This window comes from Bacillus sp. B19-2 (assembly GCF_022832475.1).
Lineage (GTDB): Bacteria > Bacillota > Bacilli > Bacillales > Bacillaceae > Bacillus > Bacillus paralicheniformis.
The window spans coordinates 849,166-864,992 of sequence record NZ_JALHKQ010000001.1; the positions used below are offsets into that span (position 1 = coordinate 849,166).

16 protein-coding genes are annotated in these 15,827 nt (G+C 47.4%); all 16 read left to right on the plus strand.

All coding sequences use genetic code 11. From position 1 onward, the window contains the following. The first annotated feature begins 15 nt into the window (after positions 1-15). On the plus strand, positions 16-369 hold the full coding sequence (gene rbfA / locus MST20_RS04410) for a 30S ribosome-binding factor RbfA (protein WP_154997438.1): 354 nt from the start codon (positions 16-18) through the stop codon (positions 367-369). Between the two features lie 71 nt (positions 370-440). After that, positions 441-1,370, plus strand: a complete 930-nt coding sequence (gene truB / locus MST20_RS04415; RefSeq protein WP_165426989.1) for a tRNA pseudouridine(55) synthase TruB — start codon at positions 441-443, stop codon at positions 1,368-1,370. Between the two features lie 15 nt (positions 1,371-1,385). Then, positions 1,386-2,345 carry a bifunctional riboflavin kinase/FAD synthetase gene (gene ribF, locus MST20_RS04420; protein ID WP_243940332.1) on the plus strand — a complete coding sequence of 320 codons (960 nt, stop codon included), beginning with the start codon at positions 1,386-1,388 and terminating at the stop codon, positions 2,343-2,345. A gap of 184 nt (positions 2,346-2,529) precedes the next feature. Continuing rightward, the gene (gene rpsO, locus MST20_RS04425) at positions 2,530-2,799 is read left to right on the plus strand and encodes a 30S ribosomal protein S15 (protein WP_003181879.1); all 270 of its coding nucleotides are present in this window, start codon (positions 2,530-2,532) and stop codon (positions 2,797-2,799) included. 201 nt (positions 2,800-3,000) lie between these two features. Beyond that, a complete protein-coding gene (gene pnp, locus MST20_RS04430; RefSeq protein WP_243940334.1) occupies positions 3,001-5,118 on the plus strand; it encodes a polyribonucleotide nucleotidyltransferase in 2,118 nt (705 codons plus the stop codon). Between the two features lie 146 nt (positions 5,119-5,264). After that, on the plus strand, positions 5,265-6,227 hold the full coding sequence (locus MST20_RS04435; protein ID WP_377903082.1) for a polysaccharide deacetylase family protein: 963 nt from the start codon (positions 5,265-5,267) through the stop codon (positions 6,225-6,227). A 36-nt stretch (positions 6,228-6,263) separates the two neighbouring features. Continuing rightward, on the plus strand, positions 6,264-7,493 hold the full coding sequence (locus MST20_RS04440) for a M16 family metallopeptidase (protein WP_243940336.1): 1,230 nt from the start codon (positions 6,264-6,266) through the stop codon (positions 7,491-7,493). 84 nt (positions 7,494-7,577) lie between these two features. Then, positions 7,578-7,838, plus strand: coding sequence for a YlmC/YmxH family sporulation protein (locus MST20_RS04445; RefSeq protein WP_243940338.1), 261 nt, complete (start codon positions 7,578-7,580; stop codon positions 7,836-7,838). Positions 7,839-7,981: 143 nt separating this feature from the next. Further along, the gene (gene dpaA, locus MST20_RS04450) at positions 7,982-8,881 is read left to right on the plus strand and encodes a dipicolinic acid synthetase subunit A (RefSeq protein WP_243940340.1); all 900 of its coding nucleotides are present in this window, start codon (positions 7,982-7,984) and stop codon (positions 8,879-8,881) included. Next, positions 8,882-9,472, plus strand: a complete 591-nt coding sequence (gene dpaB / locus MST20_RS04455; RefSeq protein WP_243940342.1) for a dipicolinate synthase subunit B — start codon at positions 8,882-8,884, stop codon at positions 9,470-9,472. A 126-nt stretch (positions 9,473-9,598) separates the two neighbouring features. Continuing rightward, on the plus strand, positions 9,599-10,639 hold the full coding sequence (asd, locus tag MST20_RS04460) for an aspartate-semialdehyde dehydrogenase (RefSeq protein WP_025811420.1): 1,041 nt from the start codon (positions 9,599-9,601) through the stop codon (positions 10,637-10,639). A 90-nt stretch (positions 10,640-10,729) separates the two neighbouring features. After that, a complete protein-coding gene (dapG, locus tag MST20_RS04465) occupies positions 10,730-11,944 on the plus strand; it encodes an aspartate kinase (protein WP_243940344.1) in 1,215 nt (404 codons plus the stop codon). Positions 11,945-11,974: 30 nt separating this feature from the next. After that, entirely contained in the window at positions 11,975-12,844 is an 870-nt protein-coding gene (dapA, locus tag MST20_RS04470; RefSeq protein ID WP_075752777.1) for a 4-hydroxy-tetrahydrodipicolinate synthase, read from the plus strand. 147 nt (positions 12,845-12,991) lie between these two features. Further along, positions 12,992-14,656: a ribonuclease J2 gene (gene rnjB, locus MST20_RS04475; RefSeq protein WP_243940346.1), complete on the plus strand. Its 1,665-nt coding sequence runs from the start codon at positions 12,992-12,994 to the stop codon at positions 14,654-14,656. Between the two features lie 102 nt (positions 14,657-14,758). Continuing rightward, entirely contained in the window at positions 14,759-15,505 is a 747-nt protein-coding gene (locus tag MST20_RS04480; protein WP_165426997.1) for a ClpP family protease, read from the plus strand. Next, complete coding sequence (locus MST20_RS04485) at positions 15,502-15,717, plus strand: YlzJ-like family protein (protein ID WP_003181904.1); 216 nt, start codon at positions 15,502-15,504, stop codon at positions 15,715-15,717. Before MST20_RS04480 ends, MST20_RS04485 begins: the two co-directional genes overlap by 4 nt. The last annotated feature ends 110 nt before the right edge of the window (positions 15,718-15,827 follow it).

Consider the following 15,827-nt stretch of genomic DNA (forward strand, 5'->3'; position numbering starts at 1 on the left):
AGAGGTGGTATGGTCATGACGATGAGAGCTACCCGTGTGGGTGAGCAGATGAAAAAAGAACTTGGTGACATTATCGGCAGAAAGCTGAAAGATCCGCGGATCGGATTTTTAACAGTCACTGATGTCAGGGTCTCAGGTGATCTGCAAATTGCCAAAGTGTATATTTCCGTTTTAGGCGATGAAAAGAAACGGGAAGAAACGCTCAAAGGCCTGGCAAAAGCAAAGGGCTTTATTCGTTCCGAACTTGGAAACCGAATCAGGCTTCGCAAAACACCTGAAATCCATTTTGAGTTCGATGAATCGATCGATTACGGAAACCGTATCGAAACATTGATTCACGAGCTGAACGAAAACAAAGAAGAATCATAAGCTGAAAAAGGATAGGCGGGCGACTGCCTGTCCTTTTTAGCTCCAAATGAGAAAGGGGCGAAGAAACACGAATGTATAACGGAGTCCTTCTGTTACATAAACCGGTCGGCATGACTTCGCACGACTGCGTCATGAAGATCCGCAAACTGTTGAAAACAAAAAAGGTCGGCCATACCGGCACATTGGATCCCGAGGTGTCGGGCGTCCTCCCGATCTGTGTCGGGAGAGCAACCAAAATCGTCGAGTATTTGACCGAAAAGTCCAAAACATATGATGCAGAGGTCACGCTTGGCTGTTCCACGGAGACAGAAGACCAGACGGGAGAAGTCACGGAAACGAAACCCGTCTTAGCGCCGCCTGATGAACAGGCCGTGCAGAGCGTCCTGAAATCTCTTGAAGGAACGATTGAGCAAGTCCCGCCGATGTACTCCGCTGTCAAGGTAGGCGGCAAAAAGCTGTATGAATACGCGCGGGCCGGAATCGAGGTTGAACGGCCGAAGCGGGCCATCACCATCCATCATATCGAATTGACATCCGAGATTCGCCATGAGCAGGATAAAGCCCGCTTTCGGTTTGTTGTGACATGTTCAAAAGGCACATATGTCAGGACCTTGGCGGTAACAATCGGGGAAAAGCTCGGATATCCCGCGCATATGTCCCACCTGGTCAGGACCGCATCAGGCCCTTTTACCCTTGATGAATGCTTGACCTTTGAAGACGTCGAAGGCTTGATCGCTGGCGGAACATTGTCCGAAAAGCTCGTCCCCATTGAACGTGCGCTTGATCATTTGCCGAAATGGATAATTAGTGATACATTAGCTAAGAAAGTGGAAAATGGAGCGGTGATTGAAACGCCCGGCAGCTTTTCTCATTTAACGAGCGAAGACCGCATTGCGGTCTTTACGGAAGCAGGCCGGTGCACAGCCGTCTATTATCCGCATCCGACCAAAACCGGCCTGTTGAAGCCGGCAAAAGTACTCGTGCAAAAAAGCGAACAATAGAAAAGGTGACCGTTCTTGAAGACGATACATATTTCCCACCCACACGACTTGAAGCGTGAGGATTTTCCGACATCAGTTATGGCATTAGGCTATTTTGACGGTGTTCACCTGGGACATCAGCAAGTGATTCTTACAGCAAAAAACACCGCGGCAAGAGAAGGGGTCAAAACGTCGGTGATGACCTTTCATCCCCACCCTTCTGCCGTGCTCAAAAAAGGCCGGGAGCCAAAAGATTTAATCACGCCTTTGCAGGACAAAATCAGCATCATCGAAGATTTAGGGGTCGATTTTTTATACGTTGTCACATTTACCCCTGAATTCGCTTCTTTATCGCCTGAAGAATTTATCGATCAATATATACTCGGCTTTCACGTTACTCATGTTGTCGCCGGATTTGACTTTACCTTCGGGAAATTCGGCAAAGGCACAATGGAAAACTTCCAGGAGTATGCGAAAGGCCGTGTCAAAAGCACGTCTGTCGCAAAATACTCCAATCAGGATCAAAAGGTGAGCTCCACGAGAATCCGCACTGTCCTGGGAGCCGGAGACGTCGAATACGCCGCTGAACTGCTCGGCAGGCCGTACCATGTGAAAGGCTTTGTGATCCACGGCGATAAAAGGGGCCGAACGATCGGATTTCCGACCGCAAATATCGGCCTTAAAGACACATACATCGTCCCGCCGACAGGTGTGTATGCCGTTAAAACCGAAATCGGCGGCGCTGTCTACAACGGCGTCTGCAATGTCGGATACAAGCCGACGTTTTACGAAAAACGGCCGGGGCAGCCTTCAATCGAAGTCAACTTATTCGATTTTGACCGTGACATATACGGGTCCGAAATTAAGGTTGAATGGTATAAGCGGCTGAGGAGCGAAAAAAAATTCGGCAGCGTTGACGAGCTTGTCGAACAGATTTCCAGAGACAAAGAAGAAGCGATCCGCTTCTTCAGAGAGCGGAAGCCGGCCGGAATCTAGATGTATGGAAACGGCAATCCGCGTCTACAATGGTGATAATAGCTAAACTTCATCATAAATGGTTGCATTAGGCCCGCATTTCTAGTATCATATTGTCTGTAGCTTTAAAACCGTTCACTTGGCAAATCGAATCACCGGCGTTTGCTAGGTAATCGGGGCTAATATTATATGGAGGTGAAACAGGATGGCAATTACTCAAGAGCGTAAAACACAACTCATCAATGAGTTCAAAACCCACGAATCTGACACGGGATCACCGGAAGTTCAGATCGCTATCCTAACAGATCAAATCAACAACTTGAACGAGCATTTACGCACTCATAAGAAAGACCATCACTCACGTCGCGGTCTTCTTAAAATGGTAGGTAAACGTCGTAATCTTCTTACGTATCTTCGTAACAAAGACGTAACTCGTTACCGTGAGTTGATCAACAAACTAGGATTACGTCGATAATCGTAAAAAGCGGGAGGATTCCCGCTTTTTTATCGTATAAGAACGAATATCCGGCAACTCCAAAACGCGTTGTTCATATAAATGATTTTAAATGACACCGATTCATTCTTTACATAGCACTTTGCCATTGATATGTTCAATTCATTTCGTTCATAATAGGAGTAACCTAAAAACTATCCGAAGAGAGGAGTTCATATAAGAATGGGACAAGAGAAACATGTCTTTTCCATAGATTGGGCCGGCCGCAAGCTGACGGTAGAAACCGGCCAGCTTGCAAAACAAGCAAACGGAGCTGTCATGGTGCGTTATGGAGACACCGCTGTGCTCAGCACCGCAACGGCTTCAAAAGAACCTAAAACCGTAGACTTTTTCCCGTTAACCGTGAATTATGAAGAAAGACTTTACGCCGTCGGAAAGATTCCGGGCGGGTTTATTAAAAGAGAGGGCAGACCGAGCGAAAAAGCAATTCTCGCCAGCCGGTTAATCGACCGGCCGATCCGTCCGCTGTTCGCAGACGGCTTCCGGAATGAAGTTCAAGTCGTCAGCATCGTCATGAGTGTTGACCAGGATTGTTCGTCGGAAATGGCGGCAATGTTCGGATCATCTCTTGCGCTGTCCGTATCGGACATCCCGTTTGAAGGGCCGATCGCCGGAGTGACGGTAGGCCGGGTTGACAACGAATTCATTATCAATCCGACACTTGAACAGCTTGAAAAAAGCGACATTCACCTCGTCGTAGCGGGAACGAAGGATGCGATCAACATGGTTGAAGCAGGAGCGGACGAAGTTCCGGAAGAGATCATGCTTGAAGCGATCATGTTCGGTCACGAGGAGATCAAGCGGCTCATTGCGTTCCAAGAGGAAATCGTCGCCGCTGTCGGGAAAGAAAAATCAGAAATCACCCTGTATGAGATCGATTCCGATCTGAAAGAAAAAGTGCGGGGAATGGCCGAATCAAACCTCTTAAAAGCAATCCAGGTTCATGAAAAGCACGCGCGCGAGGACGCGATCAGCGAAGTGAAGAACGAGGTTTTGGCCAAGTTTGAAGAAGAGGAACACGATGAAGACACGCTGAAACAAGTGAAAGACACTTTGTCGCAGCTTGTTAAAAATGAAGTGCGCCGTCTGATCACGGAGGAAAAAGTTCGTCCTGACGGGCGGGCTGTCGATGAGATCCGCCCGCTTTCTTCAGAAGTCGGACTCCTTCCGAGAACACACGGTTCAGGCCTTTTCACACGGGGTCAGACGCAGGCGCTCAGCATTTGTACGCTCGGTGCGCTTGGCGATGTGCAAATTTTGGATGGTCTCGGTGTTGAGGAATCAAAACGCTTTATGCACCATTACAACTTCCCGCAGTTCAGCGTCGGGGAAACAGGGCCGATGCGCGGACCGGGACGCCGCGAAATCGGGCACGGAGCCCTCGGGGAACGTGCGCTTGAGCCGATTGTTCCGTCTGAAAAAGACTTCCCGTACACGATCCGCCTCGTCTCTGAAGTGCTTGAATCAAACGGTTCAACTTCCCAGGCGAGCATTTGTGCAAGCACGCTTGCGATGATGGATGCAGGGGTGCCGATTAAAGCTCCGGTTGCCGGAATCGCAATGGGTCTTGTCAAATCAGGTGACAACTACACGGTCTTAACCGATATTCAAGGTATGGAAGACCATCTCGGAGATATGGACTTTAAAGTTGCGGGAACGTCCAAAGGCGTCACAGCTCTGCAAATGGATATTAAGATTGAAGGCCTATCAAGAGAGATTTTGGAAGAGGCTCTTCAGCAGGCGAAAAAAGGCAGAATGGAAATTCTTGAAAGCATGCTGAGCACATTGGCTGAATCAAGAAAAGAGCTTTCTCCTTATGCGCCGAAAATCTTGACGATGTCGATCAATCCGGATAAAATCCGCGACGTCATCGGACCAAGCGGAAAACAAATCAATAAGATCATTGAAGATACAGGCGTTAAAATCGATATTGAACAAGACGGCACAATCTTCATCTCTTCCACCGATGAAAGCATGAACCAAAAAGCGAAGAAAATCATCGAAGACCTTGTCAGAGAAGTTGAGGTCGGACAGCTTTACTTAGGTAAAGTAAAACGGATTGAAAAATTCGGAGCTTTCGTTGAACTGTTCAGCGGAAAAGACGGTTTGGTCCATATTTCAGAGCTTGCGCTCGAACGGGTAGGAAAAGTCGAAGATGTCGTTAAAATCGGCGACGAGCTCCTTGTTAAGGTTACCGAAATCGATAAACAAGGGCGCGTCAACTTATCAAGAAAAGCTGTACTGCGTGAACAGAAGGAAAAAGAAGAACAAAAATCGTAAAAAACGGTGTTTTATCTTGCTTCTGTCTTCGTCTTCAAAGCAAAAGGAAGCCTGGGTAACCCGGCTTCTTTGTTTTAAGCCGTGAAAACGGTCCGGTTCTATCTTGTCCTTTTCTCACATATTTTGTGGGGAAGGGAGGAATACAATTGAAAAGAACGATTGTTCGTGTTTCTGTTTTTTTCTTTCTTTTGCTGATGTCCTATCAGATGATGAACCGTCCGTATTCACAACATTACATAGATGCGATGAAAAAAGACGCGGTCACGGTTGCCGCTCAGAAGGACGAATTGTACCAGGAGCTTTTGCAAAAAGCGCCTGAATATGAAGTAAAGGCCCAGAATGCGAAAATTGATCAAATATGGAAAGCGATGCCCGGCTACAACGGCTTAAAAGTAAACATCGAAAAATCGTACAAAAAAATGAAACGGGCCGGAGCATTTGATGAGAAGCTGCTCGTTTATGATCAAGTGAAACCTGACGTTCATTTAGAATCCTTAAAGCCTGAGCCGATCTACCGCGGACACCCGGATAAACCGATGGTCTCGTTTATTATCAATGTCGCTTGGGGTAATGAATATTTGCAAGAGATGCTTCCCGTTTTAGAAAAGCATCGTGTCAAAGCGACCTTTTTTTTGGAGGGCAGATGGGTGAAACATCATCCCGAGCTCGCAAAAGCCATCCAAAACGGCGGGCATGAAATCGGAAACCATTCATACAATCATCCGGATATGAGCAAACTGACGAGAGAACGTATTTCAGAACAGCTGCGGATGACAAATGAACAAATACAGGAAACGCTCGGCGTCAAGCCGAAATGGTTCGCCCCGCCGAGCGGCAGCTTCCGCAAAGAGGTTGTGGATCAGGCTCACAAGATGGGGATGGGAACGATCATGTGGACAGTTGATACGATCGATTGGCAGAAACCGCAGCCGGCCGTCTTACAGCAACGGGTATTAAGCAAAGTACATAACGGCGCCATGATATTAATGCATCCGACAGATCCAACTGCAAAAAGTCTTGCCGTTTTGATACAGAACCTTCATGAAAAAGGCTATCAAATCGGAACTGTCTCACAGCTGATGAATGAAAAAAGGCTTGTTGAAGAATAGGATGTGCGGCCCGTTCTTTGAATAGGAGGAACAAATTTGATTAAACGGTATACTTGTCAAAATGGGGTAAGAATCGTATTCGAAAACAATCCCACTGTCCGGTCTGTGGCCATCGGAGTTTGGATTGGTACCGGATCAAGACATGAAACACCTGAAATTAACGGTATTTCGCACTTTCTTGAGCACATGTTTTTCAAAGGGACTAAAACGCGCACTGCAAGGGACATCGCAGAGTCTTTCGACAGAATCGGCGGACAGGTCAACGCGTTTACCTCAAAGGAATATACGTGCTATTACGCCAAAGTTCTCGATGAGCATGCAAGCTATGCTCTGGAAGTGCTTTCTGACATGTTCTTTCATTCATCATTTGACGAGGAAGAATTGAAAAAAGAAAAAAACGTCGTCTATGAAGAGATTAAAATGTATGAGGACACGCCTGACGACATCGTCCACGATCTCTTGAGCAAAGCGTCATTCGGCAGCCATTCCCTCGGTTATCCGATCCTTGGCACAGAGGAGACGCTAGCTGAATTTGACGGAGATTCGCTCAGAAAATATATGGACGAATATTACACGCCTGACCGCGTCGTCATTTCGATAGCCGGAAATGTGCCGGAAGCTTTTATAAAAGAAGCTGAAAAGCATTTCGGCTCATATGAAGCCAAAGGCAAAAGAACCGGCATGACAAAACCGGATTTTCACAATGAGAAAATGACGCGGAAAAAAGAAACCGAACAGGCTCACCTCTGCCTCGGCTTCAACGGGCTGGAAGCAGGCCACCCGGAAATCTACGATTTGATCGTTCTCAATAATATTTTGGGAGGGAGCATGAGCAGCCGCCTCTTTCAGGATGTCCGGGAAGATAAAGGTCTTGCATATTCCGTGTTCAGCTACCACACTTCCTATGAAGACAGCGGCATGATGACGATCTACGCCGGAACCGGCGCAAATCAGCTTCAGCTTCTGTCAGAAACAATTCATGAAACACTGCGCGTGCTAAAAAGCGACGGAATTACACCGAAAGAGCTTGAAAACAGCAAAGAGCAAATGAAAGGCAGCCTGATGCTCAGTCTCGAAAGCACAAACAGCAAAATGAGCCGCAACGGCAAAAATGAGCTTTTGCTCGGAAAACACCGGACGCTTGATGAAATCATCGAAAAGTTGAATGCCGTCAGCCTCGAGCGTGTGAACAATCTTGCCAACCGGATTTTCACCGATGATTACTCGTCTGCATTGATCAGTCCGTCGGGTGAGCTGCCGAAATAATGCTTCCTTACAACATGCTTGTCTTTTTAGGCAGGCATGTTTTTTGTTATCGGTTCATACATCATAACAAAAGGGGGTTTTTTCATGAGGCTGAGTGAACTTTCGGGAAAAGAAATCGTCGATGTCAAGCGGGCCGAACGGCTCGGCGTACTGGGGCAGACGGATCTTGAGATCAATGAGGAGGACGGACAGATTACCGCTCTTATCATCCCTTCTGTTAAATGGTTCGGACTTGGCAGAAAACAGGGGAATGACATCAAGGTGCCCTGGTCGCAGATTCAAAAAATCGGAACGGATATGATCATTTTGGATGTTCCGGAAAGCAGCGTGACAAAAGAAGAATAAGCAAGGCTGGAAGACCCGCCCGTCCCTTGGGGCGGGCTTTTTGTTTTTCTGGATTTCAATTCACCGCTATTTCCTTTTTGTCATATGATGAAATTAGCTTATGAATTAGATCCTTGTCAAAAAAGAAGGTGAATGATAGAGCCATGTTAACCGGATTGACGATTGCAATCATCGGCGGCGATGCAAGGCAGCTCGAGATCATCCGCAAGCTGACGGAACAGGATGCAAAGGTCTTTTTAATCGGTTTTGACCAGCTTGATCACGGATTTACCGGAGCTACAAAACTAAAGCTGAACGAACTTGACTTTGGCACAATAGACAGCATTATTCTGCCTGTATCGGGCACATCGATGGAAGGAACGGTTGCGACTGTTTTTTCCAATGAAAAAGTGGTGTTAAAACAGGAACATTTAGAAAAAACCCCGCCTCACTGTACGATTTATTCAGGGATTTCAAACCAGTATTTAGACGGCATGGCCAAAGGGGCGAACCGCCGTCTTGTCAAGCTCTTTGAAAGAGACGATATTGCGATTTACAACTCGATACCTACAGTTGAAGGTGCCATTATGATGGCCATACAGCATACAGACTTTACGATTCACGGCTCGAATGTGATGGTTCTCGGGCTCGGGCGGACGGGAATGAGCATCAGCCGGACGTTCTCGGCGCTCGGCGCACGCGTAAAAGTCGGAGCGCGCGACTCCGCCCACCTCGCCAGAATCATGGAGATGGGCCTCACTCCTTTCCACACAAACGAACTTGCAGAGCATGTTGAAAATATCGACATTTGCATCAATACCATTCCAAGCCTGATTCTCGATAAACACGTCCTCTCACGAATGACACCCAGAACATTAATTCTCGATTTAGCAACCCGTCCCGGAGGCACCGATTTTGATTTTGCCGAAAAACAAGGCATTAAAGCGCTGCTTGCTCCGGGACTTCCCGGGATCGTCGCGCCTAAAACGGCGGGACAGATCATTGCCAATGTTTTGTGCAACCTTTTGACTGAATTAACAACTGACCGAAAGGGGCTGTCATAAATGTCGATCAAAGGAAAAAGAATCGGATTTGGTCTGACGGGTTCGCATTGCACGTATGATGCCGTATTTCCGCAAATCGAAGCGCTGATCAACAAAGGAGCTGAAGTCAGACCGGTCGTCACGCATACTGTCAAGTCGACGGACACGCGCTTTGGAGAAGGGGAAGAATGGGTCAGGAGAATAGAGGAACTGGCTGGATTTAAAGTCATTGATTCCATTCCGAAAGCGGAGCCTCTCGGACCAAAAACGCCGCTGGACTGCATGGTTGTTGCGCCGCTGACGGGAAATTCGATGAGCAAGCTCGCGAACGCCCAGACGGACAGTCCGGTTCTCATGGCGGCCAAGGCGACGATGAGAAACTCCCGTCCCGTCGTCCTCGGCATTTCAACGAATGACGCGCTCGGCTTGAACGGCGTCAACTTGATGAAGCTGATGGCGGCAAAAAACGTTTACTTTATTCCGTTCGGCCAGGATGATCCTTATAAAAAGCCGAATTCGCTCGTCGCCAAAATGGATCTTTTAGTGCCGGCGGTCGAAGAAGCGCTCTCCCATAAACAACTGCAGCCCATCCTGGTCCACAATGATCAATAAATCTTTTGAAAATAAAGTTGTAACAAAAAATATCAATCACCACGGCACACATCTATGTTAAAATAAAATGTAAAATGCATAGTCAACCAATCGTTTACGACGATTAAGGTGGAAGGAGTTTTACAATTGGGCAGAGGATTACATGTAGCAGTAGTTGGTGCGACAGGCGCTGTAGGACAGCAAATGTTAAAAACACTAGAAGACAGGAATTTTGAACTGGATAAACTGACTTTATTATCCTCAAAACGTTCAGCAGGTACGAAGCAGACTTTCAAAGGTGAAGAGTACACTGTAGAAGAAGCTCGTCCAGAGAGTTTTGAAGGCGTCAACATCGCGCTTTTCAGCGCGGGGGGAAGCGTTTCGCAGGCGCTTGCTCACGAGGCTGTCAAACGCGGGGCGATCGTCATTGATAATACGAGCGCGTTCCGGATGGACCAAAACACTCCGCTCGTCGTACCTGAGGTCAATGAGGCAGATTTGCACAAGCACAACGGCATTATTGCAAATCCGAACTGTTCAACAATCCAGATGGTTGTTGCGCTCGAACCGATCCGCAAGGCTTTCGGTTTAAACAAAATCATCGTGTCGACTTATCAGGCGGTGTCGGGAGCCGGAAACGAAGCGGTAAAAGAGCTCTACGGGCAAACCGAAGCCATTTTGAACGACAAACCGTTCGAGCCTGAGATCATGCCGGTGAAGAGTGATGAAAAACACTACCAAATCGCATTTAACGCTATTCCTCAAATTGATAAATTCCAGGAAAACGGCTTTACGTTTGAGGAAATGAAAATGATAAATGAAACGAAAAAAATCATGCACATGCCTGAGCTTCAAGTTTCAGCCACATGTGTCAGACTGCCGGTTGCAACAGGGCATTCAGAATCCGTCTACATCGAAACAGACCGTGATGATGTGACAGCAGAAGATATTAAAAATCTGTTAAAAGAAGCTCCAGGCGTCGTTCTGCAGGATGATCCGGCTGAACAGGTCTATCCGATGCCTGCAGATGCAGTAGGAAAAAGAGACGTGTTTGTCGGCCGGGTGAGAAAAGACCTTGACCGCCCGAACGGTTTCCATCTGTGGATCGTTTCCGACAACCTGCTGAAAGGCGCAGCATGGAATTCCGTACAAATCGCAGAAAGCCTAAAAGCTTTAAATTTAGTTTAAGATTTCTAACGGGATGTGAGAAGAGAGTGAGGCAAAAGTGAAAGCCTGCTCTCTTCTGTTACGTCCGAAATCAACTTGGAGTGAAATAAAGTGAAAATCATCGTTCAAAAATTCGGCGGAACGTCTGTAAAAGATGACCGCGGCAGAAAGCTTGCCTTAAGCCATATTCAGAAAGCGGTCAATGAAGGATACAAAGCGGTTGTCGTCGTATCGGCCATGGGCCGGAAAGGCGATCCGTATGCGACTGATTCATTGCTTGATCTGCTCTACGGCGGACAGGATACGATTACCGAGCGCGAGCAGGATATGCTTTTATCATGCGGAGAAACGATTTCCTCTGTTGTCTTCGCCAGCATGCTTTTGGAAAACGGGATTAAAGCAGCTGCTTTAACCGGTGCGCAAGCGGGCTTTTTAACGGACAACAGCCATACGAATGCAAAGATTCTCGAAATGAAGCCTGAGCGGCTTGTCAGCATGCTGGCCGACCATGATGCGGTTGTCGTCGCAGGATTCCAAGGCGCGACTGCAAAAGGGGACATCACAACGATCGGCCGCGGCGGAAGCGATACATCGGCCGCTGCGCTCGGCGCGGCGCTGGACGCGGAATTTATCGATATTTATACAGATGTCGAAGGCGTCATGACCGCTGATCCGCGCATCGTTGAAAAAGCGAAGCCGCTGCCTGTGATTACCTATACGGAAATCTGTAATTTAGCCTATCAGGGGGCTAAGGTGATCCACCCGAGAGCCGTTGAAATCGCAATGCAGGCGAAAGTGCCGATCCGCGTGCGTTCAACCTATTCAAATGAGACGGGTACGCTCGTCACAAGCCATCACAACTCAAAAGCCGGAAGCGACGTTTTTGAGCGGCTTATCACAGGCATCGCCCATGTTAAAGACGTGACACAGTTTAAAGTCCCAGCAAAAGAAGGACAATATAACGTACAGACTGAAGTGTTTAAAGCGATGGCGAACGCCGGCATCAGCGTCGATTTCTTCAATATTACACCAAGTGAAATTGTCTACACGGTGGCTGGTAACATGACCGACCGCGCCTCTGGCATCCTGAAAGAATTGGGCTATGAACCTGGCGTGACGAAAAATTGCGCGAAAGTGTCAGCAGTTGGCGCGGGAATTATGGGCGTTCCGGGCGTTACCTCAAAAATCGTTACCGCTTTATCAGAAAAAGGCATTCCGATCTTGCAGTCTGCTGACAGCCATACGACGATATGGGTGCTCGTGCACGAGAAAAATATGTCGACGGCCGTAAATGCGCTGCATGAAGTGTTTGAACTGTCAAAATAAATATGATTGAATCATGATGAGGTGAAAAAAATGAATTTTGGAAATATCGCAACCGCAATGGTTACGCCCTTTGACAAAAATGAAAATATCGATTTTCAAAAACTGTCAAAGCTGATCGATTATTTAATAAACAATGGGACGGATTCCCTGGTGGTTGCCGGAACAACCGGAGAATCGCCGACGCTTTCCGAAGAAGAAAAGGTAGCGCTCATTCAATATTCCGTCAAGGAAGCGGCAGGCCGCGTCCCGATCATCGCCGGCACGGGAAGCAATAACACGAAAGCGTCGATCAAGCTGACAAAAAAAGCTGAAGAAGCCGGCGCTGACGCCGTCATGCTCGTCACTCCGTACTACAACAAGCCTTCTCAGGAAGGCATGTACCGTCATTTCAGAGCGATTGCGGAGGAAACATCACTGCCTGTCATGCTTTATAATGTACCGGGAAGAACGGCTGCTTCGCTCGCACCGGAAACGACGATCCGCCTTGCGGAGATTCCAAATATCATTGCGATTAAAGAAGCGAGCGGCGACTTAGATGCGATGACAAAAATCGTAGCTGAAACCCCTGAGGACTTTGCCGTTTATTCAGGAGATGACAGCCTGACACTGCCGGCGCTGTCCGTAGGAGCGAGAGGAATCGTTTCCGTTGCATCACACATCATCGGACCGGAAATGCAGGAAATGATCAAACATTATACAGAGGGGAACACGGCTCAGGCTGCTTTGATTCATCAAAAGCTGCTTCCGCTGATGAAAGGGCTTTTTGCCGCACCGAATCCGTCTCCATTAAAGACGGCTCTTCAGCTGAAGGGTCTTGACGTCGGGTCCGTCCGGCTCCCTTTGATTCCGCTAAATGAAGATGAACGACTCCGTTTAAGCAGCCTGATGAACGGCCTGTAAAAAACAATACGGACGAAAACGGTCATTCTCTTTTGGAGGGGATGACCGTTTGTCATATACATAATGGTTCTTGTTTTCTAAATTTAGATTCAGGTATAATAGGGACAAGTGATGATGGACGGGTACTTAGATTAGGAGGATTACAATTTGAAAAAAAATACAGAAAATATTAGAATCATCGCCTTAGGAGGCGTCGGAGAGATCGGAAAAAACCTTTATGTCATTGAAATCGATTCTGACATATTCGTGGTTGACGCCGGTCTCATGCATCCAGAAAATGAAATGCTGGGTATCGATGTGGTCATTCCCGACATTTCATATTTAATTGAACGATCTGACCGCGTAAAGGCGATTTTTCTCACACACGGGCATGAGGAAAACATCGGCGGCGTATTTTACTGCCTGAACAAACTTTCTGTGCCTGTTTACGGAACGAAGCTGACGCTCGCCCTTTTAAAGGAAACGCTGAAGCAGTACGGTGTAAACAAAAAGCCCGATTTAAGAGAAATTCATTCAAAATCCGTTATTACATTTGAATCGACAAAGGTGTCATTCTTCAATACAAATCACAGCATCCCGGATTCCGTCGGTGTCAGCTTTAAAACATCCCTCGGATCCATCGTGTGCACTGGCGATTTTAAATTTGACCAGACACCTGTTTTAAACCAGACAAGCGACATCGGCGAAATTGCCAAAATCGGCAACAGCGGTGTGCTGTGTCTGCTTTCCGACAGTGCCAATGCCGAGAAACCGGGCTATACGCCTTCAGAAGCAGTCGTCGGCGGAGAGATATCCGATGTGATGTACAATGCCGAAAACCGCGTCATTATTGCCGTGTTTGCGTCTAACTTTAACCGGATTCAGCAGGTCATTGATGCCGCGCTCCAAAATGGCAGGAAGCTTGCGGTTTCAGGAAAAAATATTTCGTCGATACTCCAGCTGGCGATGAAACTCGGGTATGTCACTGCAGATGAAGATCTGTTCATCCCTGTCCAGGAAGTTAAAAAGTATCCGAAAAGAGACGTCGCGATTTTGACAGGGGACAACCATGGAGAGCCGCTCGCCGCATTGACCAGGATCGCAAAACAAGGGCATAAGCAGCTTGACATTGAGGAAGGGGATACCGTCCTGATCGCATCCTCCCCTATTCCGGGGCAGGAGCTTGTCTACTCCAAAGCGGTCGACCTCTTAACAAGAGCGGGCGCGCAGGTCGTATTCGCCCAAAAACGCGTCCATGTATCAGGCCATGGCTGTCAGGAAGAGCTGAAGCTGATGCTCAACTTGCTGAAGCCGAAGTATTTAATCCCAGTAAACGGTGAATTCAGAATGCAAAAAGCGCATTCCAAGCTTGCCGAAGAAATCGGTATGAAACGGAGCGACATTTTCCTGATTGAAAAAGGAGACGTCGTGGAATTCCGCGGACAAAACGTGAAAATCGGCGATAAAGTGCATTCAGGCAATGTTTTGATCGATGGACTCGGTGTCGGCGACATCGGCAATATCGTGCTCAGAGACCGCCGTCTTCTGTCCCAGGACGGAATCTTAATCGTTGTGATTACCCTTGATAGAAAGAAAAAACATCTTGTATCAGGACCCGAAATTATCACGAGAGGTTTTGTCTATGTCAGAGAATCTGAACAGCTGATCGTTGAAGCGACGGAGCTTGTCAGAGAACTCGTCAACGAAAGCACAGAAAACGCCGTCGTCGAATGGTCCGCCTTAAAACAGGCGATGCGTGACGCATTAAACCAGTTCCTATACGAAAAAACGAAACGAAAACCAATGATCATTCCAATCATCATGGAAGTATAAAACCAAGAGATTTCTCTTGGTTTTTTTTCATGCCTTTTGCGTTGAATGAAAAAAACGCCATTGTCCATAATACAAAAGAAACTCGAGAAAGAGGTGAGCCAGATGGACTCAAACCGGATACAAAACGGGGACAGCCAGGGGGAGCAGCCGGCTAAGCCGGACGCAAAAGACAATCTCGTCAACAAAATCCAGCAGCTCGGCGAAACGACACTCCCGCAAATGGGGCAGGATACGAACATTCACTGTCTGACCATTATCGGGCAAATTGAAGGTCACGTACAGCTTCCTCCCCAAAATAAAACAACAAAATATGAACACGTGATTCCCCAAATCGTTGCAGTAGAGCAGAATCCTAAAATCGAAGGGCTGCTCATCATCTTAAACACGGTCGGAGGAGACGTTGAAGCGGGCCTTGCGATTGCGGAAATGCTAGCGTCTCTGTCAAAGCCGACGGTCTCTATCGTGCTGGGCGGCGGACATTCAATCGGAGTTCCAATTGCGGTGTCCTGCGACCATAGCTATATCGCTGGAACAGCGACGATGACGATCCATCCGGTCAGACTGACAGGGCTTGTCATCGGTGTCCCGCAGACATTTGAGTATCTCGATAAAATGCAGGAAAGGGTCATCAATTTCGTGACAAGTCATTCGAACATATCGGAAGACAAATTTAAAGAACTGATGTTTTCAAAAGGCAATTTGACCCGCGACATCGGGACGAATGTCGTAGGAAACGATGCCGTAAAATACGGATTAATCGATGAAACCGGCGGAGTCGGACAGGCGATTCAAAAGCTGAATGAATTAATCGAACAAAACAAGGGCGCCCAGGAAGGGATGATCCAATGATTCTGTATACGACAATGCCGCAGGAAATCGTGTTCGCAGGGCAGGCGGAAAACTCGAACTTAAAACAGATCGATGTCAACGGCGTGCCCCTTTTAGTTGAAATGAACGGAGAGGAAGCAAGAGTCGTCCAAGTTCTCAGCACGAACCCGATGGATTTTTTAAAACAAGAAACGGCACCTGGACAGACGCTTAAACTGACATTTTATAAATAGCTGAAGTGTCGCAAGGATAAATATGCTATAATAGGGGAATCCAGAGGAAAATCGCAGCCGAAAAAAGGCTGCTTTCTCTTTGTTTTTACATTTTTTAACACGCAGTAAGG